This is a genomic window from Amycolatopsis sp. NPDC114504 (genome assembly GCF_055633595.1).
On sequence record NZ_JBVKDU010000003.1, the window covers coordinates 1,456,087 to 1,478,240 of the forward strand.

At 70.8% G+C, this 22,154-nt stretch carries 21 protein-coding genes; 13 read left to right on the forward strand and 8 right to left on the reverse strand.

Annotated elements, in window-relative coordinates:
* The first annotated feature begins 106 nt into the window (after positions 1 to 106).
* From ACZ7PG_RS28385 to sepH, 3 genes are all read left to right on the forward strand, one after another.
* Positions 107 to 769, forward strand: a complete 663-nt coding sequence (locus tag ACZ7PG_RS28385) for a response regulator transcription factor (protein WP_400895625.1) — start codon at positions 107 to 109, stop codon at positions 767 to 769.
* Positions 766 to 1,911: a sensor histidine kinase gene (locus ACZ7PG_RS28390; RefSeq protein WP_470242090.1), complete on the forward strand. Its 1,146-nt coding sequence runs from the start codon at positions 766 to 768 to the stop codon at positions 1,909 to 1,911. The genes ACZ7PG_RS28385 and ACZ7PG_RS28390 overlap by 4 nt, the downstream gene beginning before the upstream one ends.
* Before the next feature lie 189 nt (positions 1,912 to 2,100).
* Positions 2,101 to 2,949: a septation protein SepH gene (sepH, locus tag ACZ7PG_RS28395; protein WP_470242091.1), complete on the forward strand. Its 849-nt coding sequence runs from the start codon at positions 2,101 to 2,103 to the stop codon at positions 2,947 to 2,949.
* On the opposite strand, the gene ACZ7PG_RS28400 is transcribed toward sepH, so the two are convergent.
* Positions 2,946 to 3,305: an MmcQ/YjbR family DNA-binding protein gene (locus ACZ7PG_RS28400; protein WP_470242092.1), complete on the reverse strand. Its 360-nt coding sequence runs from the start codon at positions 3,303 to 3,305 to the stop codon at positions 2,946 to 2,948. The genes sepH and ACZ7PG_RS28400 overlap by 4 nt on opposite strands.
* A gap of 57 nt (positions 3,306 to 3,362) precedes the next feature.
* Between ACZ7PG_RS28400 and ACZ7PG_RS28405 the strand changes: the two genes are divergently transcribed.
* Positions 3,363 to 4,820: a hypothetical protein gene (locus tag ACZ7PG_RS28405; protein ID WP_470242093.1), complete on the forward strand. Its 1,458-nt coding sequence runs from the start codon at positions 3,363 to 3,365 to the stop codon at positions 4,818 to 4,820.
* On the opposite strand, the gene ACZ7PG_RS28410 is transcribed toward ACZ7PG_RS28405, so the two are convergent.
* Positions 4,817 to 5,428, reverse strand: a complete 612-nt coding sequence (locus ACZ7PG_RS28410; RefSeq protein ID WP_470242094.1) for a DUF2537 domain-containing protein — start codon at positions 5,426 to 5,428, stop codon at positions 4,817 to 4,819. The two genes, ACZ7PG_RS28405 and ACZ7PG_RS28410, sit on opposite strands and share 4 nt — an antisense overlap.
* Positions 5,429 to 5,466: 38 nt before the next feature.
* Positions 5,467 to 6,273: a TrmH family RNA methyltransferase gene (locus tag ACZ7PG_RS28415; RefSeq protein WP_470242095.1), complete on the reverse strand. Its 807-nt coding sequence runs from the start codon at positions 6,271 to 6,273 to the stop codon at positions 5,467 to 5,469.
* 211 nt (positions 6,274 to 6,484) lie between these two features.
* Between ACZ7PG_RS28415 and ACZ7PG_RS28420 the strand changes: the two genes are divergently transcribed.
* From ACZ7PG_RS28420 to ACZ7PG_RS28445, 6 genes are all read left to right on the forward strand, one after another.
* Positions 6,485 to 7,984, forward strand: coding sequence for a glutamate-cysteine ligase family protein (locus ACZ7PG_RS28420; RefSeq protein ID WP_470242096.1), 1,500 nt, complete (start codon positions 6,485 to 6,487; stop codon positions 7,982 to 7,984).
* A gap of 16 nt (positions 7,985 to 8,000) precedes the next feature.
* On the forward strand, positions 8,001 to 8,597 hold the full coding sequence (locus ACZ7PG_RS28425) for a TetR/AcrR family transcriptional regulator (RefSeq protein ID WP_470242097.1): 597 nt from the start codon (positions 8,001 to 8,003) through the stop codon (positions 8,595 to 8,597).
* Between the two features lie 73 nt (positions 8,598 to 8,670).
* Positions 8,671 to 9,330 carry a biliverdin-producing heme oxygenase gene (locus ACZ7PG_RS28430; RefSeq protein WP_470242098.1) on the forward strand — a complete coding sequence of 220 codons (660 nt, stop codon included), beginning with the start codon at positions 8,671 to 8,673 and terminating at the stop codon, positions 9,328 to 9,330.
* 198 nt (positions 9,331 to 9,528) lie between these two features.
* A complete protein-coding gene (locus tag ACZ7PG_RS28435; protein ID WP_247017949.1) occupies positions 9,529 to 10,152 on the forward strand; it encodes a superoxide dismutase in 624 nt (207 codons plus the stop codon).
* A gap of 102 nt (positions 10,153 to 10,254) precedes the next feature.
* On the forward strand, positions 10,255 to 11,058 hold the full coding sequence (locus ACZ7PG_RS28440) for an arylamine N-acetyltransferase family protein (RefSeq protein ID WP_470242099.1): 804 nt from the start codon (positions 10,255 to 10,257) through the stop codon (positions 11,056 to 11,058).
* A gap of 221 nt (positions 11,059 to 11,279) precedes the next feature.
* A complete protein-coding gene (locus ACZ7PG_RS28445; protein WP_470242100.1) occupies positions 11,280 to 12,296 on the forward strand; it encodes a hypothetical protein in 1,017 nt (338 codons plus the stop codon).
* Here ACZ7PG_RS28445 and ACZ7PG_RS28450 read toward each other — a convergent pair.
* Together ACZ7PG_RS28450 and ACZ7PG_RS28455 are read right to left on the reverse strand one after the other, a co-directional pair.
* Positions 12,293 to 13,549, reverse strand: coding sequence for an MFS transporter (locus ACZ7PG_RS28450; RefSeq protein WP_470242101.1), 1,257 nt, complete (start codon positions 13,547 to 13,549; stop codon positions 12,293 to 12,295). The genes ACZ7PG_RS28445 and ACZ7PG_RS28450 overlap by 4 nt on opposite strands.
* 113 nt (positions 13,550 to 13,662) lie before the next feature.
* Entirely contained in the window at positions 13,663 to 14,094 is a 432-nt protein-coding gene (locus tag ACZ7PG_RS28455; protein WP_470242102.1) for a MarR family winged helix-turn-helix transcriptional regulator, read from the reverse strand.
* 97 nt (positions 14,095 to 14,191) lie between these two features.
* Here ACZ7PG_RS28455 and ACZ7PG_RS28460 point away from each other — a divergent pair, with 97 nt between their 5' ends.
* Positions 14,192 to 14,776 (forward strand): hypothetical protein, encoded by a 585-nt coding sequence (locus tag ACZ7PG_RS28460; RefSeq protein WP_470242103.1) that lies wholly within the window; start codon positions 14,192 to 14,194, stop codon positions 14,774 to 14,776.
* Here ACZ7PG_RS28460 and ACZ7PG_RS28465 read toward each other — a convergent pair whose 3' ends face one another.
* Positions 14,777 to 16,246 (reverse strand): NCS2 family permease, encoded by a 1,470-nt coding sequence (locus ACZ7PG_RS28465; protein ID WP_470242104.1) that lies wholly within the window; start codon positions 16,244 to 16,246, stop codon positions 14,777 to 14,779. It lies immediately after the preceding gene.
* Between the two features lie 82 nt (positions 16,247 to 16,328).
* Between ACZ7PG_RS28465 and ACZ7PG_RS28470 the strand changes: the two genes are divergently transcribed.
* A complete protein-coding gene (locus ACZ7PG_RS28470; RefSeq protein WP_470242439.1) occupies positions 16,329 to 16,556 on the forward strand; it encodes a DUF2530 domain-containing protein in 228 nt (75 codons plus the stop codon).
* A 36-nt stretch (positions 16,557 to 16,592) separates the two neighbouring features.
* Here the strand turns inward: ACZ7PG_RS28470 and ACZ7PG_RS28475 are convergent, their stop codons facing one another.
* Together ACZ7PG_RS28475 and ACZ7PG_RS28480 are read right to left on the reverse strand one after the other, a co-directional pair.
* Complete coding sequence (locus ACZ7PG_RS28475) at positions 16,593 to 19,415, reverse strand: sacsin N-terminal ATP-binding-like domain-containing protein (protein ID WP_470242105.1); 2,823 nt, start codon at positions 19,413 to 19,415, stop codon at positions 16,593 to 16,595.
* The gene (locus tag ACZ7PG_RS28480; RefSeq protein ID WP_470242106.1) at positions 19,393 to 21,306 is read right to left on the reverse strand and encodes a DUF3027 domain-containing protein; all 1,914 of its coding nucleotides are present in this window, start codon (positions 21,304 to 21,306) and stop codon (positions 19,393 to 19,395) included. Before ACZ7PG_RS28480 ends, ACZ7PG_RS28475 begins: the two co-directional genes overlap by 23 nt.
* 50 nt (positions 21,307 to 21,356) lie before the next feature.
* On the opposite strand from ACZ7PG_RS28480, the gene ACZ7PG_RS28485 reads away from it, so the two are divergent.
* Positions 21,357 to 22,124 carry a glutaminyl-peptide cyclotransferase gene (locus ACZ7PG_RS28485; protein ID WP_470242107.1) on the forward strand — a complete coding sequence of 256 codons (768 nt, stop codon included), beginning with the start codon at positions 21,357 to 21,359 and terminating at the stop codon, positions 22,122 to 22,124.
* The last annotated feature ends 30 nt before the right edge of the window (positions 22,125 to 22,154 follow it).

Sequence of the window (22,154 nt, forward strand, 5' to 3'; positions counted from 1 at the left end):
TCCTCTCTCCTTCGCTTGGGTGCCAGGTCTACGGATCGGGGGATTCGGGCGCGCTAAGCGACGTCGCTTATGCGGTCCTTATGGCCCTCCTGCGCAGACTGGGCGGGTGCGGGTGCTGGTGGTGGAGGACGAACGGCTGCTGGCCGACTCCGTGGCGGAGGGGTTGCGGCGGTTTTCGATGGCCGTCGACGTCTGTTACGACGGCGAGCAGGCCCTGGAGCGGGTCGGCGTGCACGGCTACGACGTCGTGGTCCTCGACCGCGACCTGCCGAAGGTGCACGGCGATGCCGTGTGCGCGGCGGTGGTCCGGGCGGGCGGCGAGGCCCGCGTGCTGATGCTGACCGCGGCCGCCGACGTCACCGACCGCGTCGCGGGCCTGGGCCTCGGCGCCGACGACTACCTGACGAAGCCGTTCGCGTTCGCCGAGCTGGTCGCCCGGGTGCAGGCGCTTTCGCGGCGCGCGCGGCCCGCGTTGCCGCCGGTGCTGGAACGCGACGGCGTCGTGCTCGACCTGCCGCGTCACCAGGCCGCCCGCGACGGCCGGTTCCTGCTGCTCTCGCCGAAGGAGTTCGCCGTGCTCGAGGTGCTCATGCGGGCCGAGGGCGCGGTGGTCAGCGCCGAGGACCTGCTGGAGAAGGCGTGGGACGAGCACGCGGACCCGTTCACGAACGCGGTGCGCGTCGCGGTGATGACGTTGCGCCGGAAGCTCGGCGACCCGCCGGTGATCGGAACCGTGCCGGGCGCCGGCTACCGGTTCGGCACGCCGTGAACGGCTTCTCGGTCCGCGCGAAGCTCACCGCCTGGTACGGCGCGCTGTTCCTGCTCGCCGGGCTGGTGCTCGTGGTGATCAACTACCTGCTGGTGCAGAGCACGCTGCCGGACCCGGCCCGGGTCGCCTTGTCGACGGTCGGCTCGGCCGACCTGACCTACGGCGTCCCGGCGCAGACGGTGCCCGCGGCCGGCGTCGCGATGCGGCTGGTCAGCGGCTCACTCGACGAATACCGCTCCTCGACGCTGTCCACGCTGGTCGTCGGCTCGGCGATCGCGCTGGTGGCGACGGCGGCGCTGGCCGTGCTGTTCGGCTGGCTGATGGCGGGCCGCGCGCTGCGGCCGCTGCACGACATCACGTCGACGGCGCGGCGGCTGGAGGCGGGCAAGCTCGACCGGCGGATCAACCTGAAGGGGCCGCCCGACGAGCTGAAGGAGCTGGCGGACACGTTCGACGGCATGCTCGACCGGCTCGCGGAGTCGTTCGACAGCCAGAAGCGGTTCGTCGCGAACGCGTCGCACGAGCTGCGGACGCCCCTGGCGGTGCAGCGGACGCTGGTCGAGGTGGCGATGGCCGACCCCGAAGTGACGCCTGAGCTGCGGAAGCTCGGCACGCACCTGCTGCACACGAACGAGCGCAGCGAGCGGATGATCGAGGGCCTGCTGGTCCTGGCCCGCAGCGACCGCGGCCTCACCGCGCGCGCCCCGGTCCGGCTCGACGACGTGGTGGCCTCGGTGGTCCGGGCGACGTCCGCCCAGGCGGCCGCGGCGGGGGTGAAGGTGGAGACGCGGCTGCGGCCCCGCGTGGTCGCGGGCGACCCGGTGCTGCTCGAGCGCCTGGTGACGAACCTGCTGGTCAACGCGATCACGTACAACGCGTCGGGCGGCTGGGTGTACGTCGAGGCCCGCGGCGACCCGGCGCTGGAGGTCCGGAACTCGGGACCGGTGGTGCCGCCCGAAGCCGTCCCGACGTTGTTCGAGCCGTTCCGCCGGGTCGGTTCGGAGCGGACCGGCGACACGCGCAACGCGGGGCTCGGGTTGTCGATCGTGCGGTCGGTGGCCCAGGCGCACGGCGGGTACGCGGAGGCTCAGCCGGGCCGTCGCGGCGGTCTGACGGTGCTGGTCCGCCTGCCGCCGTCGTGATCCACTCGATCGTGACTGACCGTGTCCGGCGTGTCACCCGGCGGCCGCTGACCTGGGTGATCCATGATGCGGACGTCGCGAATTGAACAGTGGGCAGTTCTGCATGGACTCGGCGCGCCTCGCACGTCAAGCCGACGCGCCGTTCTAACGTGGGCACCCACAACGGTGAAGCATCGGGGAAGGCGAACAATGCGCACGCTTCGGGTAGTCGGGTTGCACGAGGACGGTAAGTCCATCGTGTGCGAAGACTCGGCGAGCGGTACGCGCTTCCTCCTCCCGGCCGATGAGAGACTGCGCGCGGCGGCGCGGGGAGACATCACCCGCCTCGGCCAGATCGAAATCGAGTTGGAGAGCCAGATGCGGCCACGCGAGATCCAGGCGCGAATCCGCGCCGGCGAATCAGTCCAGCAAGTCGCGAGCGGCGCCGGGATTTCGGAGCAGCGCGTCGAGCGCTACGCCTACCCCGTGCTCCTCGAGCGGTCCCGGACCGCCGAGCTCGCGCAGAGCGCGCACCCGGTCCGTGAAGACGGCCCCGACGTGCAGACGCTCGGCGAGGTCGTCGCGTACGGCTTCGGCGTCCGCGGGCACGACTACTCGAAGGCCACCTGGGACGCCTGGAAGGGCGACGACGGCCGCTGGGTCGTCGTGCTGAGCTGGAAGGCCGGGCGGTCGGACAACCGCGCGCACTGGGCGTTCGCACCCGGGGCGCACGGCGGCACGGTCGTGGCGCTCGACGAGAACGCCGAGGTCCTGCTCGACCCGAACGCCTACCGCGCGCCCCGCACGGTCCGCGCCCTCGACCCGGCCCGCGACGCGGAGTTCCAGCCGACGCTGGACTCGGTGCCGCCGCAGGACCACGCCGAGCTGCCGGCCGCCGAGCCGGACCCGGACGACGACACCCGCGAGATCCCCCGCGTCCCGGCCGATCCCGAAGAGGACACCGCGACCGACCAGCCGCGGCCGAAGGCCAAGAAGAACCACCCGATCGTGCCGTCCTGGGAGGACGTGCTCCTCGGGGTCCGCTCGCAGCGCGGCTAGGCCTGCTCCACCTGCGCCGCGAGCGTCTTCGGGGCCACCTGCCGGTAGGCCTCGCGGACGATCCGGTCGATCTCGCCCCAGTCGACGTCGACGTCCAGCCGCACGCCCAGCCAGCCGCGGTGCCCGACGTACGCCGGCCGGAAGAAGCGCCCCGGCTCGGTGCGCACCAGCTCTTCCTGCGCGCCGGGCGGCGCCGGGCACCAGAAGGCGAGCCTGCCGTCGCCGTGGTGGTCGTCGGCGAACATGACGAACGTCTTCTTGCCGCGCACGAACCACGCCGGCGACCCGTGGCTGAGCCGCTCGGTCGCTTCGGGCAGGGCCAGGCACAACTTCCGCAAAGCGTCCAGCTGCCGCATGCCGCCAGGTTACGATGTCACGCTGAGGGAGGAATCGGTCATGCAGCGTGATGTCCGGTGGTGACGGCGACGACGTCGCCCGGCGAGCAGGCCTGGCTGCTCCGCCAGGGCGAGCTGAAGTTCGGGGCGTTCTCCGGCGCGCCGGTGGTCGAGGTCTCGCCGCTGCTGTGGGCGCTCGAGCCCGCCGTCGTCCGGCAGGTCGCGGCCGCCCGCCGGTACCGCGAGACCCCGCCCGACCAGTCCGGCACGCTGCGGTTCGAGTTCGCACCCGGCTGGTTCCCGCCGCACTTCGACCGCGGCCCGGGCACAGCCGCCGGCCGCCGCCGGCTCGGGAAGCTGCTGGCCGGGCAGGACCAGTTCTGGGCGAGCCTGCGCAGGCTGCGGCTGAGCCGGGCGGACGTCGGCGACGTCGCGGCGGCCGCCGGGATGGCCGTGGTGGCCGAGGCTTCCGACCCCACGGACCGGCTCTTGCTGCTGCGCCGCACCGGCCTGCCCGAGGAGGAGCTGCGGCCGCGCACCGCGTGGCGGATCACCCGGCAGCACGTCTGGTTCGCACTGGGCACCCTGTTCGCCGCCTCGATGCTCACCGCGGTCGTCTGGGGACAGCTGACGCGGTGGGCGCTCGGGCCGTTGCTGCTGATCTCCGGCGCTCTGCTGGCGATGGTCATCGGCTCGGTGGCGACGCGCGTCGTCGCCGGCCGCTCCCCGCGCCTTCCCTGGCTGGACGCGCAGTTCGACGGACGGCCGCGAGCCGCCGTCCCCTACCCGGTCTCGCTGTCCACGGAGCTGCTCGCCGAAGTCGCCTCGCGGTACGGCTACTTCTACGGCGGCCCGGTCATCACCGGGCGCAACGAGACGTCGCACCTCTTCGTGAAGTGCCGTCCCGGCCTGGTGTTCGGCACGCCGCACGCCCTCCTCACCCCGCCGCGCTTCGAGCCACCGGCCGGCGCTCCGGACCGGGAGCAGTGGCTGCGCAACCACCTCGACGGCCGGGCCGAGCTGTGGGTGAGCGTCCGGCACGCGAAGCTGCCGCCGGCCCGGATCGCCGCGGTCGCCGGCGAGGAGGGCTTCTCGCCCGTCGCGGAGTTCACCGACCCCACCGACCTGATCCTGCTGCTGCGCCGTCCCTCGGCGGCCCCGCCGGCCCCGCGGCGGTTCCGGATGTCGCTGGCCGGCTTCGTCGCCCCGGCGGTGTGGGTCGTGCTGTGCCTCGGCGGCAGCGTCGTGACGGCCGCGATCACCGGCGACACCCACCTCTCGGCCATCGGGTTCAGCCTCACGGTGCTCGGCGTGCCCCCGCTGCTGTGGGTGCTGCGGGTCTTCCCCCGGTCCACGCGCGTCGGGTGGCTGGCCGGGGAGTTCACCGGGCGGCCCAGCGTCAGCTTCTTCACCGGCCAGTTCGACGTCTCCCCCGAGCTCGTCGCCCGGATCGCCGGCTACCACGGCTACGCCTTCCGCTCCCAGACCGCGACGCGCGCCCAGGGCACGCTCGTCACCTACGTCCGGTACCGCTAGAAGGCGATCACCAGCACGCCGACCCACGCGATCACGACGCCGCCCGCCGCGCCGTACGCGGCCCAGCGCAGGATCGGGGTGCGGCGGATCAGCCACAGCGACGGCGTGATCCCGGCCGTCACGACGACCGACGCCACCAGCGCCAGCCAGCCGCTGGTCTCGCGGGCCAGCGTCGAGGCCAGTGCCAGCATGGCCACCACGACGACGGCCGCGATGAACGCCGAGACGGTCAGGCCGGTCAGCCACGGCGTCGGCTCCCCGGGCGGGCCCGACGGGCCGAGCACCGTCCGGACGAGCCGGTGGCCGCGCGCCTCGGGCCGCGGCGGCGGTTCGACGACCGTGTCGGCGCCGGTCACCGGGTCCACGAACCGCACGGTCGTGCCCATCACCGAGGCGAGCCGGCCGGCCAGCTGACGGCCGCGCTGCGAGACGACCGCGCCCGCTTCGGCCCCGGAGTCGGCGGAAACCGCGGACGCGACGCGCGCCCATTCGTGCAGGGCCTGCGCGAGGTCCGAGCCGATCGCGAGCTTGTGCGGGTCGACCTCGCGCGCCTGCTCCCCACCGGGTCCGGCGAGCACCGCGCGCTCACCGCGGATCCGCAGCTCCATGGTGTCCTTTCGCGCCGGTTTCGCCTCGAATCGAAACCTTAGTCGGCCCGGGCGAGTTCGTAGAAGGCCACGGCGGCGGCCGTCGCGATGTTGAGCGAGTCGACTCCGGCCGGCATGGGTATCCGGATCGCGTGATCAGCCGCCGCCAACGCCGTTTCGGTCAGTCCGGGACCTTCCGCGCCGAACAGCAGCGCCACCCGGCCGGGCGCGTGCGCCCGCAGTTCGCGCAGCGGGACCGAGCCCGGCCGCGGTGTGCACGCGGCGACGGCGAACCCGCGCGCCTTCAGGTCGTCGAGCCCGCCCGGCCAGTCCGTCAGGTACCCGAAGGGCACGCGCAGGACGTGTCCCATCGACACGCGCACGCTGCGCCGGTACAGCGGGTCGGAACAGCCGGGCCCGAGCAGCACCCCGCCGACGCCGAGCGCGGCCGCGTTGCGGAAGAGCGAGCCGAGGTTTTCGTGGTCCCCCACCCCTTCGAGGACGGCGATCGTGCCGGCGTCCGCGACGACTTCGGAAACCGTCAGCGGCGCCGGCCGGTCCGCGACGGCGAGGATCCCGCGGTTGAGGTGGAAGCCGACGACGTCGGCCATCGTCTCCGCGGAAGCGGCGTACCGGGGCACGTCGAGCCCGGCGAGGTCGTCGGCCAGCTCGGCGAACCGCCGTTCGACGCCCAGCAGCGCCCGCACCGGGTACCGGGACGCCAGCAGCCGGGACACCACGACGGTGCCTTCGGCGATGACGAGTCCCTTGCCGCCCGGGCGGTCCGGGCGCCGGTCCGCTGTGGACAGGTGCCGGAAATCGTCGACCCTGGGGTCGCCGCTTTCGGCGATGTGGATCAGGCCCATCCGTCCAGTCTGTCATCCGCTTGCCAGGCGCTTCACTGGTCCGAACGTCGAGCCGGGGGTGGTACGAACGGGGGTATTTTGCTTTCGGTTAACCCCCCGTGACAGAGAGCACCAGTTTGGCCGCTAGCCCGGTTGCATCGGCTGTGTAACGGTTGTCCGCCGGGACCTGAAACACGTCCTAGTTCCACGCCGACGAAAAGCAGGGATGGTCATGGGGATGGACCTCGCGGCTCAACCGTTCAACACGCTCGACCGGGGACGGTACCGCCGCAAGGTGCAGCGATGCCTGGACACGCTGGCCCGCATGCTCACCGACGGCAGTTTTTCCTTCCCCCGCAAGAACATCGGCCTCGAGGTCGAGCTGAACCTGGTCGACCGCGAGCTGCGCCCGTCGATGACGAACACCGCCGTGCTGGAGGCGCTCGACGACCCGTCGTTCACCACCGAGCTGGGCCAGCACAACATCGAGCTGAACGTGCCGCCGCGGCCGCTGGCCGGCGATTCGGCCCTCCAGCTCGAAGACGACCTTCGCGCGTACCTCGCGACCGCGGCGTCGAAGGCCCGTGACACCGGGTCGTCGCTCGCGATGATCGGCATCCTGCCGACGTTGAAGCACGAGCACTTCGACCAGAAGTGGCTCACCAACAAGACCCGGTACGCCACGCTGAACGACCAGATCTTCGCCGCGCGCGGCGAGCGCACGGTGCTCGCGATGGAAGGCGCGCCGCTGGCGGGCCACCCGCCCGAGCGGCTGCGCAGCTACGCGGAGTCGATCCTGCCGGAGGCCGCCTGCACCAGCGTGCAGCTGCACCTCCAGGTCGCGCCGGAAGAGTTCGCGGCGCACTGGAACGCGGCACAGTGCCTGGCCGGGCTGCAGATCGCGCTCGCGTCGAATTCGCCGTTCCTGCTGGGGAAGGCGCTCTGGCACGAGACGCGCATCCCACTGTTCCTGCAGGCGACCGACACCCGGCCGGAGGAGCTGAAGAACCAGGGCGTGCGGCCGCGGGTGTGGTTCGGCGAGCGCTGGATCACGTCGATCTTCGACCTGTTCGAGGAGAACGTCCGCTACTTCCCCGGCCTGCTCCCGGAAACCGACGTCGAAGACCCGATCGAGGCGCTCGACGCCGGCCAAGCGCCGAAGCTCACCGAGCTGCGCATGCACAACGGCACCATCTGGCGCTGGAACCGCCCGGTGTACGACGTCGTCGACGGCCTGCCGCACCTGCGGATCGAGAACCGGGTGCTGCCGGCCGGGCCCACGGTCGTCGACACCGTCGCGAACGCGGCGTTCTTCTACGGCGCCCAGCGCGCGCTCGCCGAGGCGGAACGCCCGGTGTGGAGCCAGATGTCCTTCCAGGCCGCGGAGGAAAACCTGTACGCCGGCGCGCGGCGCGGCTTCGAGGCGCAGCTGTACTGGCCGGGCATCGGCTGGATCCCGCCGGACGAGCTGGCGCTGCGCGTGCTGCTGCCGCTCGCCCACGAGGGGCTGCGCCGCTCCGACGTCTCCGACGAGGCCCGCGAGCGCTACCTCGGCATCATCGAGCGCCGGTGCCTCGCACGGCGGACCGGAGCGACCTGGCAGCGCGACTACGTCCTGCGCGCGCAGGAACGCGGGCTCGACCGCGAGACGGCGCTGACCCGGATGCTCGGGCGCTACCTGGAGCTGTCGGAGTCCGGCGAGCCGGTGCACACCTGGCAGCTGGGTGATTGAGCGCTAGCCTGAGCCGATGCCGAAGATTCTCGGTGAGTCGCTCGAAGCCCACCGGCGCGAGGTCCGCACGCGGGTCTTCGAAGTCCTGCGCGCCCAGCTGTACGAACGCGGCTTCGACGCGATCACGCTCGCCGGGGTCGCCTCGGCGGCCGGGGTGGGCCGGACCGCGCTGTACAACCACTTCCCCGACAAGGAAAGCCTGCTCGTCGCGTTCGTCGAGGACGAAGCCGCGCGGTACGTCACGCGGCTGACCGAAGCCGTCGAGGCCCACGCGGACCCGGTCGAGCAGCTCGCCACGTTCGTCCGGCTGCAGCTGCGCGTGCTGGCCGAGTACCACATGCCGCCGGGCACGGCGCTCGCGTCGGCGCTGGCACCCGCGGCGTACCGGCGGATCAGCGCGCACGCCGACCCGATCACCGACCGGCTGCGCGCGATCCTGGCCGGCGGCGTCGACCTCGGACGCTGGCCGGCCGAGGACCCGGACGTCCTGATCCCGATGATCACCGCGGCACTGGGCAACCGGACGCTGGTCGACGGGCCCCCCGAGCAGCTGGGAGACGTCGTCGAGGCCGCGGTGCGATTCGTGCTCCGAGCGGTCGGAGCTGCGATTTAGGGTAGCCTAAGCCGGAGAAATGCCCTACGATCTTTCTGACAGCGTGTCAGATCGATCGCCGGGAGGCTGCCCCATGTCGGTGACCACGGACGCTCGCCCGTTCTCGGCGACCCTGCGCGCGTCGACGCTCCAGGTGCACGAAAAGGCGAACTACTCGACGTACATGCGCGCCCTGCTCGGCGGTGAGCTGACGCAGGAGGGCTACACGCAGCTGGCGATCCAGTACTACTTCATCTACAGCGCGATCGAGGCGGCCAGCGACCGCATGGCCGGTCACCCGATCGGCAGCGAGTTCGTGTTCGACGAGCTGCGACGGCTGCCCCACCTCGAGCGTGACCTCGCCCACCTGGTCGGCCCGGACTGGCGCACGGCGATCGCACCGCTGGCCTCGACGCAGGCGTACGTCGCGCGCGTCGGCGAAGCGTCTTCGTGGGCGGGCGGGTACGTGGCGCACCACTACACGCGCTACCTGGGCGACATCGCGGGCGGCCAGGCGATCCGCCGGCTGCTGGAGAAGACGTACGACGTCGCCGAGGCGGGCACGCTCTTCTACCACTTCGACGGGATCGGCAGCGCGCCCCGCTTCCGCGACCGGTACCGCGCGAAGCTGGACAGCGCGCCGTGGGACGAGGCCGAGCGCGCGCGGGTGATCGACGAGACGCTGGTGGCGTTCGAATGCAACGTCGCGGTGTTCGAGGAGCTGGCCTCGCGGCTGGACGAGTACCGCGCCTGAATGATCGTCGTCACAGGTCGTTGACCTCCAGTTAGGTCCAGGTAGCAGGCTCGGTTTCGGGTGGCGGACCCTCGGGTACGCCACTATCGAGCCGGTCGTCCCACGCAGTGACGACCCACGCGCCCCCGCTCGCCGCGGAGGGCGGTGTGCTACTAGGTTCGATACCGGAAACTTGTGTCGAAGACAGAAGGAGGGCCAATGGCCCGCTACGAGCTCCCCGATCTCGACTACGACTACAGCGCCCTGGCGCCCCACATCTCCGGCGAGATCAACGAGCTGCACCACAGCAAGCACCACGCGACCTACGTCAAGGGCGCGAACGACACGCTCGACAAGATCGCGGAAGCCCGTGACGCCGGCAACTTCGGCGACATCGTCGGCCTGCAGACCACGCTGGCCTTCCACCTCGCCGGCCACGCGAACCACGTCGTCTGGTGGAAGATCCTGTCGCCCGAAGGCGGCGACAAGCCGACCGGCGAGCTCGCGGCCGCGATCGACGAGGCGTTCGGCTCCTTCGACAAGTTCAAGGCGCAGTTCACCGCCGTCGCGACGACGATCCAGGGCAACGGCTGGGCCGCGCTCTCCTGGGACCCGATCGGCAAGACGCTGATCACCCAGCAGCTGCGCGACCACCACAACAACCTGGTCCTGCCGACCGTGCCGATCCTGCTGGTCGACGTCTGGGAGCACGCGTTCTACCTGGACTACAAGAACGTCAAGCCGAAGTACGTCGAGGCCCTGTGGAACATCTACAACTGGGCCGAGATTTCCAAGCGCTTCGACAACGCCGTCGCCGGCGGCAACGGCCTGCTGCTCGGCTGAGTTCTTCCGGCAACGGGGCTCTCCTTCACGGGAGGGCCCCGTTTTTCGTCACCGGGTGAAATCGCTTGACCTCGAGTGCGGTCGAGGTGTGAGAGTGAACCCATGGACGTTGACGCGTATCTGGCCCGCCTCGGTGTCGCGTGGCCCGCGGCGGCCGACCTGGCCACCCTGCGCCGGCTGCAGGAACACCACCTGGCCACGGTCCCGTTCGAGAACCTGAGCATCCACCTCGGCGAGCCCGTCGTGCTGGACGAAGAAGCCTTGGCGGACAAGATCGTGGCACGCCGGCGGGGCGGCTTCTGCTACGAGCTCAACGGCCTCTTCGCGGCACTGCTGCGCGAACTCGGGTTCGCCGCTTCCCTGCACGCGGCCCAGGTCTTCCGCCCGGACGGCACCCTCGGCCCGCCCCTGGACCACGCGGCGATCATCGTCGAGCTCGACGAGCCGTGGCTGGTCGACGTCGGTTTCGGCCGGTTCTCCCGGCACCCGCTGCGACTGTCCGGCGTGGACGCCCAGTCCGATCCGGACGGCGAGTTCCTGCTCCTGGACGCACCCCACGGCGACATCGACGTCGTGCAGGACGGCAAGCCCCAGTACCGGCTGGAGCGCCGTCCGCGGCCGCTCTCGGACTTCGTCCCGATGGCGTGGTGGCAGGCGACGTCCCCGGAGTCCCACTTCACGAAGTCCCTGACGTGCTCCCGCCCGACGTCCCAGGGCCGGGTGACGCTGTCGGGCGACCGGCTGATCGAGACGGTCGAAGGCGTCCGGCACGAGGTCGCGCTGCCGACGGAAGCCGCGATCCGCATGGCGTACCGGGTCTACTTCGGCCTCCCGCTGACGCGACTGCCCACGCCACCGGGTGAGAGTCCCTTGACGAGCGGCGCGCTCAGCCCGACACTGCCGTGAAGTGAACGAAGCCCCGGCCTGGGGTTCCCAGGGCCGGGGCTCCGTCCGTTCCCGAACTGACTGCCGCTCCCACCACGAAGCGGACATGTATGAGGTTAGCCTAACCTCACCTCTCAGACAAGAGGTCCGCTCGCGAGACCCGGATCTCACTCGTCCGGGTGAGCTGAGCGCCCTTTTCTGTCGGTGCGTGCCGATACGGTTACGCCGTGAACATGAGGGGGATGAAGAAAGACCGCACCGTGCTGATCGCCGTCTCGCTGACGGCGGTCTTCTCACTGCTGTTCGGGCTGGCCTGGTTCCTGAACCGCGATGCGCCGGAGGAGGCGCCGAGGGCACTGCCACCCGTCTGGCCGACGGCGCAGGGCGAGGCGCTCCGGCCGGTCCCGATGCCGACCGGCGAGCTGGCCGCGACGCTGCCGTTCAGGAGCTCGGGGCAGGTGCTCTGCAACGCCGTCCCGGAAGAGACCTGGCGCAGGGTGCTGGGCGGCCCGGTCCTGCGCGAGGTGTCGTCCGGGGCCTGCCACGTGGTCACCGCCGACCTGGACGTCAGCGCGAACACCTGGGACCGGGTTCCGGCCCCCGGAGTCGAACCGGCCGAAGTCACGGTCGCCGGGCACCGGGGCACGATGGCCAAGAGCCCCGTCAGCCCCGCCTTCGACGCGATGCTGAACGTCCGGCTCGCCGACATCGACGACGAGTGGGCGGCACCCGAACTCCAGCTCCGGGTCGCGAGCAAGGCGAGCGGCCGCGACGAACGTGATTTCCGGGGGATGGCGGAGGAGCTGGGCACCGCGATGGTCGCGGCGATCACCACTCCGGGCCCGTCACTGCCGAACGAGGCGGAGCGGCTGCACCCACCTGAGATGGCCCCGATCCCCGGCACGGGTATCGCCGATGCCGCCTATCCGGTGATCATGCGGCAGCTCTGCACCCAGCTGGCCCGGGGTCTGGCGGTCCCTCTCGACCAAGTCGAGCCCGCCTGGCCGGGCACGTGCAAGCACAAGAGCAATGGAGTCGAAGCCGAGCTCTCGTACAGCGCGGACAGCACGACGAAGACCTTCGGCGACAGCTTCGCGGGCCGCCCGGCGGACGTGAGCGAGCCGGGCGGCGTCATCGAAGTCCAGCTCGTCGACGGTTCCCAGCAGACCCTCGTGGTAAGGCTGTACGACCTCGACCGGACCACGCCGGGGATCCGGAAGCTCGCGGAGAAGGTGGTGCCACCGCTCCTCGGCCGCTAGACCTTCGCCCGCTTGAGCACCCGGAGCCCGAACCCCCGCTGCACCGGCCAGGAAACCCCACCGCGCCGGATCAGCACGACCGCACAGACCACCGCGGCCAGCGCCGAAACCGCGCCGCCGATGTAGAAGGGAGACCGCCCGCCGAACGCCTGCGCCATCCACCCCACCATCGGGCCGCCGATCGGGTTGCCGCCGATGAGCACCAGCACGTACAGCCCCATCACGCGGCCGCGCATCTCGGGGCTGACCGAGGTCTGCACCAGCGCGTTCGCCGTGTTGAGGAACGTCATCGTGGCGAAGCCGAGCGGGATCAGGCCGAGGCCGAACGTCAGGTAAGTCGGCATGAACGCCGTGATCAGCTCGAACACGCCGAGGAAGAACGCCGACACCAGCATCAGCCGCACCCGCGGCCGGCCCTTCGTCCCGCGGCGGGCCGACATGATCGCGCCGGTGAACGTGCCGACCGCGACCAGTGTCGAGAGCAGCCCGTAGCCGTCGGCCGCGGTGTGGAAGACGTTCGCCGCGACGATCGGGAGCGAGCTGAAGTAGGTGATGCCGAACGTGCTGACGAACAGCACCAGCACCATCACCGTCATCAGGTCCGAGCGCCGCCGGACGTACCGCAGGCCCTCGGCCAGCTGCCCCTTCTCACGCGGCACCGCGGCGACGCGGAACAGCTTGTCCGGGTTCATCAGGATCAGCCCGGCGATCACCGCGACCGTGCTGACCGCGTTCGCGATGAACAACCAGCCGGTCCCGATCCACGTGATCGCGAACCCGGCGATCGCCGGTCCGACGATCCGCGCCATGTTGAAGATCGACGAGTTCAGCGCGACCGCGTTGGCGATCTGGTCCCGGCCGACCATCTCGGCGACGAACGACTGCCGCGTCGGCACTTCGAGCGACGCGGTGATGCCGAGCGTGAAGCACAGGACGTAGACCTGCCACAGCGCCACGAGCCCGGTGATGTCGAGGACGCCGAGCACCACGGCCTGCGAACACGCCGCGGCCTGGATCCAGATCAGCAGCCGCCGCTTGTCGACGCGGTCGGCGAGGACGCCGGCCCACAGCGAGAGGAACAGCGTCGGCGCGAACTGCAGCGCCACCGCGATGCCGAGGGCGATCGGGTTGTTGCCGCTGAGGGTGAACACCAGCCAGTCCTGGGCGATGCGCTGCATCCAGGTGCCGATGTTCGAGATGACCTGGCCGGTGAAGAACAGCCGGTAGTTGCGGATCCGCAGCGACGCGAACATGCTGCCGCGCTTCGAAGGGGATGGTGGCGAGGCGGACGGCGGTGGTGCCGTGTCCCGGGTAGCAGTGGTCTCGATGGAACGTGTGATTTCGCTACCCGTGGCCGTCACCGTGGTTAGTTCCCCGCCATCCTGTCTATGATTTCGGCGGCTTTCGAGAGCACTTCGCGCTCTTCGTCGCCGAGTTCCGCCAGCTGCCTGTCCAGCCACGCCTCCCGCACGGAGATGGCCCGCTGCACGTAGGCCAGTCCGCTCGCGGACAGCTCGACGATGGCCTGCCGGCCATCGGTCGGGTGCGGGCGCCGCTCGACGAACTTCATCTCCTCGAGCGCGGCGATCACCCTCGTCATCGAGGGCGGCTGGACGCCTTCCTTCGCGGCGAGCTGACCCGGGGTCAGCGCACCGCACTTGTGCAGGGTGGACAGCGCGGCGACCTGAGTCAGCGTGAGGTCGTCCCCGACGCGCTGTGCCCGCAGCCGGCGGTTGAGCCGGACCACCGCGAGACGCAGACGGCTCGCCAAGGAGCGTTCGTGCGTGTCGCCGGACATATAGTTAGCATACCTTACGAAACTTCGCCCGCACGGGTGATCTCCACCGCAACCCCCGCGACCCCCAGGCGTCCTCTCCTCGGAGACTGGGGGTTCGATGAACAAGAAGCTGGTGGGCTCGGCCGTGGTCGGCGCGGCCGCCGTGGCGATCGTGGCGGCGCAGTTCTGGGGCGGCGAAGACGCTCCGGCGGCCGCCCCACCGCCGCCCGCGCCGACGACGACGACAACGCCGTACATCACCCAGCAGTCGATGGAGGCCTACAACTTCCCCGACGTCGCCGGCGGACGCGGCTGGTCGATCCAGATCCCGGTCCCCTCGGGCTGGACCGTCACCCACGAGAACGACCGCGCGAGCTACCGCAGCGGCCACCTCCTGCTGGAGACCGACAAGGTGCCGATCACGCAGGAGGACGCGCTGAGCGGACTCCAGGCCCTGGCCGCGAAGGCGCACCGAGACGGCTCGGTCGTCACGCCCGTGGCGGCCGGCGACTTCGGGAACGGGGACGCGGCGAAATGGGACTACACCTACCTCCGTGACGGCAGCTATCCGGAACGGGTCACCGTCATCGGCCTCGGCGCGGGCGACAGCCTCGTCACCATCCGCTACGAGGCGCCACCCGAGGAGTTCGACAGCAACCGCGGCGTGCTGGACGCCGCGATGCACGTCAGTGCCCCGGGCTGATCAGCTGAACGCCGCCTGGAGCGGCCCGACCGCGAAGTACGCGACGAACGCCACCGCGATCACCCACATCAGCGGGTGCACCTGGCGCGCCTTGCCGGTCGCCGCGCGGATCACGACGTAGCTGACGAAGCCGGCGCCGATGCCGTTGGCGATCGAGTACGTGAACGGCATGACGACGATCGTCAGGAACGCGGGCAGCGCGATCGAGTAGTCGGTGAAGTCGATGTCGCGGACCTGCGCCATCAGCATCGCGCCGACGACGACCAGCGCCGGCGCGGCCGCCTCGACCGGCACGACCTGGTAGAGCGGCGTCAGGAACATCGCGGCGATGAAAAGCACGCCGGTGACGATGTTCGCCAGGCCCGTCCGCGCGCCCTCGGCGATGCCGGCCGCCGATTCGACGAACACCGTGTTCGAGCTGGCCGAACCGAAGCCGCCGGCCGCGCCCGCGAGACCCTCGACGAACAGCGCCTTGCCGACGTTGGGCAGCTGCCCGTCCTTCGGCAGCAGGTCGGCCTCCTTCGCGAGGCCGGTCATGGTGCCCATCGCGTCGAAGAAGTCGGCCAGGACCAGCGTGAACACCAGCAGGCAGACGGTGATGATCGGCAGCCGCGTCCAGGCGCCGAACGAGACGTCACCGACCAGCGAGAGGTTCGGCAGGCCGACGACCTGGTCCGGCAGCGCCGGGTAGCCGAGGTTCCAGCCCTTCGGGTTCGTGCCCTGCGACGGCCCGGCCTTGACGATCGCCTCGACGACGATGGCCAGCACGGTCGAGGACAGCACGCCGATGAGGATCGCGCCCTTGACCTTGCGCACGACCAGGACGCCGGTGATCAGCAGGCCGACGACGAACACCGCGGTCGGCCAGGAGGCGATCGAGCCGTTGATGCCCAGGCCGACCGGGACGGTGGTGTGGGCGTCGTCCGGCAGCCGGCGCACGAACCCCGCGTCGACCAGGCCGATCAGGCAGATGAACACGCCGATGCCGACGGCGATCGCGGACTTCAGCGACGCCGGCACCGCCCGGAACACCGCGGTGCGGAACCCGGTGAGCACGAGCGCGACGATGATGACGCCCTCGATGACGACCAGGCCCATCGCTTCGGGCCAGGTCATCTGCGGGGCGATGGTGACCGCGACCAGGCTGTTGATGCCCAGGCCGGTGGCGATGGCGAACGGGTAGTTCGCGACCAGCCCCATCAGGATGGTCATCACGCCGGCGACGAGCGCCGTCACGGCGGCGACCTGCGAAACGGGCAGGATGCCGCCGAGGAGGTCCTTGTGCGCGCCCGCGTCACCGGCCGAGAAACTGCCGATGATCAGCGGGTTCAGCACCACGATGTAGGCCATCGTGACGAAGGTGACCAGTCCGCCGCGCAGCTCGCGCGGGACGGTCGACCCCCGTTCGGTGATCTTGAAGAACCGGTCCAGTGTGGACGTCCCGGTGCGGGTCGTCTCCTGCTCCGCCATTGGCCTGCCCATTCTGTCGCTGCTGCGGAGTAGCCTTCACCACGTGAGTGAACCGATCAATCCACCGGAGGTTACGGGCTCGTTGCGGCACACGCCGGAGCTGCCCAAGAAGCTGACCGACCTGACGCCGGTGGTGATCGTAGGCACTTCGATCTGGGCTGTCGCGCTGGTGGTGCTCTTCTTCACGACTTCGGGGCTGTGGGTGGAGACAGCGCTCTCCGGGTTCGTGCTCGGGTTCATCGGCCTGGCGATCATCGGCTGGCAGCGCGCCGCCGCCCGCCGGGGTTCGAAGTCGGCGCAGCGGCTCTGAGACTGTCCGCTCTGTCCGCGCTTACGCTGTTCGCGCTTACGCCAGCAGCGTCCGCGGTGACGGGTCGTCGAGCAGTGCGGTGATGAGGTGCCGGTCGGGCCAGCGCTCGGCCGCCCAGGCGAACGCGCGGGCCAGGCCCTCGGACGTGTCGGGCGCGTGCAGCCGGCCGTCGGACCACCACTGGACGTCGTGGACACCACCCTGGATCGACACGGTCAGCGGGTCGTGCACCAGGACGCCGCCCGCGGGCAGCCGGATGCCGAGCTGGTCGGCGACGAGCTTCAGCGCGGGCAGCTCGGCCCAGGACGCGTACTCGCCTTCGCTGGTCACCGCGGCTTCTTCGGTACTGGCCAGCGGAAGGTCGAGCAGGTCCGCGAGGCGTTCCGGCTCCTCGGGCGCGACGACGTACTGGTCGGGTTCCAGCGCCCCGGCGACCCAAGGCACGTCGAGAACCAGCGCACCGTCCACAACGGACCCATCGGCGGCCCGGACCGCTTCCGGCGGCCGGGGCCCGAACCCGGACTCGACGACGGCGTCGTAAGCGCGCGTGGCCAGTCCGGCCGAGATCGTCCGATCCGGATCGGCGAGCCGCTTCAGGACGTCCTCGGCTTCGTCCACACTGGACAGCATCAGGTCGGTCCGCACCCCGGCGGTCTTGAGCAGATCCTCACTCAGGCCAAGCTCGGGAACCTCGTCGTAAAGCCCGGCGAGGTCGGCGCCGGGCAGGCGCCACTCGCTCGGGGCGAGCCCGCCGAGCACGGCGTACTGCGCGATCCACCAGGCCGCGTGCCCGTTCGGCACACGCAGGGCGTGCAACGTTTCCGGACGCGCGGCGAGCAGCTTGAGCGCGGCGGGCCAGGCGTCATCGCCGACGAGATCGAGGTCCCGAATGGCGACGAGCGTCGACGGCGGCGCGGGGAGCGAGTCCCACCAGGCTTCCTCGTCCGGCAGGTCGTGGTCGGGTTCGTGCGGCTCGTCGTCGGTGACCAGCGCGAACGAGTCGAGGACACCGGCGGCCTTGAGCGTGTCATCAGGCCAGTCTTCGGCGAAGTCCTCGTCGAGGACGTCGAGCGCACCGTCCTCGTCGAAGACTTCTTCATCGAAGACGTCCAGCAGCGGCGACGCCGGAAGCACGAGTTCGTCGGCCCGCCGCCAGGTGTCGGTGGCGGGCAGGGCGAGGGCCCCGACCCACCGCGGGGCGTCGTCCCCGCAGTCGGCGACCAGCCGGAGGACGGCGCCCGCGAGCGTCGTACCGTCCAATCCGGACTTGACGTCTTCGACGCTGCGTTCGACGGCATCTCGCAGCTGGTCGGCGTTGAGCAGCTCACGAGCGTCGGCTTGCTTGGCACCCAAGCGTTCCAGCAACGGGTGCGACGCGGCGGGGTGCACCAGCCGCAGCCCCGGAATGTCCACATCGGACAGAAGTTCGAGCAGTTCGGCCGAACCCTCGACGAGCAGGCAACCCCGCGCACCGGGCAGCGTCCGGCCGTCGGAAAGGGGAACCGGCAGCCCGTCCAGCCGTTCACTCGCGAGAGCGTGCGACTCGACAGCCCGGCCGAGCGCCGCGTAGACGTCGTGCCACCAGCTCGGCTCCCTGGCGACGCCGGTCAGCGTCTCGAGAACTTCTTCGATGCTGATGACTTGCACGGCAACGGCTTTCAGCACACTGGCCGGCGCGGCGCCTTTGAGCAGTCCGGGAACGACGTCAGCGATCAGCTCGGGCAAACCGGGGACATCGACGTCGAGCACCTTGGCCTGCCGCCCGGCGACTTCACCACCGTCCTGAGTGGACAGCCAAGGCTCGGCACTGAGACTGGCGATCACTTCGTCGCGCAGCTTCGCATCCACAGTGGACTTGGGAAACCCCGGCACAGGAACGAGAGCGAACCGCTGTTCCGCCGGCAGCAACCTGACCAGCTGGACATACTCTGCGGCGGCATTCTCGAGGGCTTTGTTCAGCTCAGCCCCCGGCAAAGCCCGGCGGCGCGAAGGCTCGACAGGCAAGGAGGCGAGCAGCCTGGCGGGCAGCGAGAGCCCGTCGTCAGTCGGGGTGGGCGCGTGCAGAACATCTTCGTCCAGCGGCTTCGGGACACCCTCGGAGTCGACCGGCACCGCCCAGACGACGTCACCACGCTGAGTCAGCCACCGGGTTTCCTTTTGCGGGCCCCGGATATCGACGAAGTCGCCGTCGGAAGTTCGCGTCCAAACGCGACCGTCCACATCGGCCTCGGCCAGCCACGGCAGAGCGAGAAGCAGGTCCCCGATGTCTTCGCCAAGCTGATCGAGAAGAGCCCGTCCATCGACGTCATCCCGGAGCGGCAACCGGACTTCGGTGTCGAAGCCATCCGGCGGGCTGGTTTCGACCGGCCAAGGCAGCCGCAGGACGGGAACGTCACCGTCGATGTTGGCGGCAGCACGGGTTTCCTGGGCGGAGAAGGCGACGCCACCGGTCGTGGAGACGACGCTGGGGGCGTCGGAAACGGTGCGAACGGCGGCGAACCCGACACCGAAGCGCCCGACAGTGTCCCCGGTTTTGCCGGACGCCCGCAGCGAGGCAAGGGAAGCAACGCCACGAGCGTCAAGCGGAGCGCCGGTGTTGGCGAACCTGAGTTCCCGGTCCACAAGGGACACCCGAACCCGCCCAGGCCGCCCGACGGCCATGGCGGCATCGGCGGCATTCTGGGCAAGCTCGACGAAGAGCCGATCCCGGTAGGCCCCAACGCGCAGGTCCTGCTCGACGTTGGTGTCCTCGAGCAGCCGAGTGGGCGAGTCCTGCCAGGCACGCAGGGTGGAGTCCCGAAGCCGCGCGGTGCCGAAGGGATCGGCCCCGTGCGGCTCAGAGGCGCCGCTGCTCACCATCAGCCTGCACATCGTCGACGGGGGCGGTCTCGGTGACCACATTGTCGGTGAGAGCAGCGGCAGGCAACTCATCGACCGGCGCGGTGTCCCGGCTCGCAGAAACCTCGTCCTGAGCGGCCTCCGCCTCGGCGGCCTCAACAACCGCATCGGTGACCTCAGCCTGAGCTGGCTCGGCCTCGACGGGAGCCACCTCGGCAACCAGCGGCTCGGCGGCCGCCTCAGCCGGCCCCTGCTCGGCAACCACACCAGCCGCCTCCGCGGCATCGGCGTGCTCGGTCTCGGGAACCGTCGCGTCGGTCTGCTGGGAGTCCACCGCACCGGCAGCCACATCAGCCGCCCCGGCGGGCTCGGCTTCCGCCACGTCGGGCGCTTCACCTTCGGTCACAACCGGCTCGGCAACCACATCGGCCGCCTCGGGCTGAGTCACCACCGGCTCAGCAGTCACGCCGGCCACCTCGGGCTCGGCGACGACCGGCTCGGCAGGTTGCTCCTGCGCCGAGCCAGGCTCGGTCGCAACCGCTTCGGCAACCACAGCGGCCGCATCGACCTGCGCCGATCCGGCATCGGCCGCACTCTGCTCAGCTGCCTCGGGCTCCGTAGCCACACCGGCAGCCTCAACCTGCGCCGGCTCGACACCAGCCGCAACCGTCTCCGCAACCGCATTCTGCTCAGCCGCTTCGGCCTCAGCGGCGACCGGCTCGGCAACCACGTCGGCCGCCTCAGACCCAGCTGCCGCGGGCTCAACCACCGCCGGCTCGGCAACCACATCGGCCGCCTCAGATCCGGCCGCCTCCGGCTGAACCACCACTGGCTCCGCAACCACACCGGCAGCCTCAACCTGCGCCGGCTCGGCATCGGCTGCAACCGGCTCCGCGACCGCACTCGGCTCAGCCGCCTCGGGCTCAGCCACCGCCGGCTCCGCAACCGCACCGGCAGCCTCAGCCTGCGCCGCATCGGCTGCAACCGGCTCGCCAACCACGTCGGCAGCCTCAACCACCGCCGGCTCCGCGACCACACCGGCAGCCTCAGACCCAGCCACCGCCACCCCGATAACCTCCGGCTCCACCTCCGCCGGCGACACGTCCGCCTCCGCGACCGCCGTCTCCGGCTCCGCCGCTGCAGCCTCCGCCACCTCCGACGGCGTGAAGTCCAACAGCGAGTCGTCGTACACCAGCTCCGCCACCGGGATCGAGGACGTCACCTCGACCTCGACCTCCGAGTGCGCTCCGCACCCGTACTCCACGTCCACCACGTGGCCGTCCGCCGGGGAGATGTCGTTGCTGCACACTCCGAACACTCCGCGCAGCGAGCCCGCCAACGGTACGAAGAACCCGCACGTCCCGCACACGTCCGGCGCGCTGCGCGCCATGTCCGAGCGGGGGCCGAACTCGCCGCCGTGCCAGCGGGCCGCCGCGTCCGTGCGGCCGAAACGGGACAGCACGTGGACCCTTCCCAGGCCCACGTCGCGGGAAACCTCCTCCACCGCCGGGTCGTCCGACTGGAGGTACGCCGGGGCCAGGCGGGGGTCGTTCTCGTCCGTCGGGAAGATGTCGCCGACGCCCAGGTCGCCCGCGCGCACCCGGCGCTCCCACGGCACCCACGCCGGCGCGACCAGCGCCGACGGGCCCGGTACCAACACGACTTCGCTGACCGTCACCGGCTCGTCGTCGCCCGCCAAGGCGACCGTCACGCACCAGCGCCAGCCGCGGTGGCCGGGCACCTGGGCCTCGAACAGGTGACTCGCCGTGACCGCGTCCTCATGGGAAACACCCACATGAGCGCCGATCTGCTCCCCGGGCGTTTCGTCGAGCACTGCCGCGCGCGCGAACTCCACCGCATCGGCGAGCTTGCGCTGCACGGAACCGTCATCGAGGGTCAGCAGCAGCGTCATGTGGCCAATTGTGCCGCACGCATCCTCGGCGCCCGTGCCAGGCTGTTCATGTGCGCACGCCGATCATCACCACGCTGCTGGTGGCCGCCGCGCTGGGCGGCTGCGCCAGTGCCCCCGGCCAGGACACGAGCCCCGAACAGCTGACCGTCGAGGTGGTCTCGACCCTGCCGCACGACCCCGCCGCCTTCACCGAAGGCCTCGAGTTCGCCGGCGACACCCTCTACGAGAGCACCGGCCTCGAAGGGCGGTCGACGCTCACCGCGGGCCCGGCCGGCGGGCCGCCGAAAGTCACAGCCACCCTCCCCGCGCCCCTCTTCGGCGAGGGCGTCACCGTCCTCGGCCCGACGCTCTGGCAGCTCACCTGGCAGGACGGCTTCGCCATCGAACGTGACTCGACGACCCTCGCCGAGCTGCGCCGGGTCAAATACGACGGCGAAGGCTGGGGGCTCTGCCACCAGGCTGACGGCCGGCTGGTCATGAGTAACGGCTCGTCCCGGCTGACCTTCCGCGACCCGAAGACCTTCGCCGTCACCGGCGGTGTCGACGTCGGACGCGATCAGCTCAACGAACTCGAGTGCGTCGGCGGCGACGTCTACGCAAACGTTTGGCACACCGACACCATCCTGCGCGTCGACGCCGCCACCGGACACGTCACCGGGACGATCGACGCAGGTCAGCTGCGCGCGCAGCTGAACATAACCGGCGCGGAAGACGTGCTCAACGGTATCGCCGCCGTGCCCGGGACGGACGAGTTCCTCCTCACCGGCAAGCAGTGGCAGGTCACGTTCCGGGTGAGGTTCGTCCCGAGAAACGCGTAAAGCACGGATGAGCAGGCGGAACCGACCCCC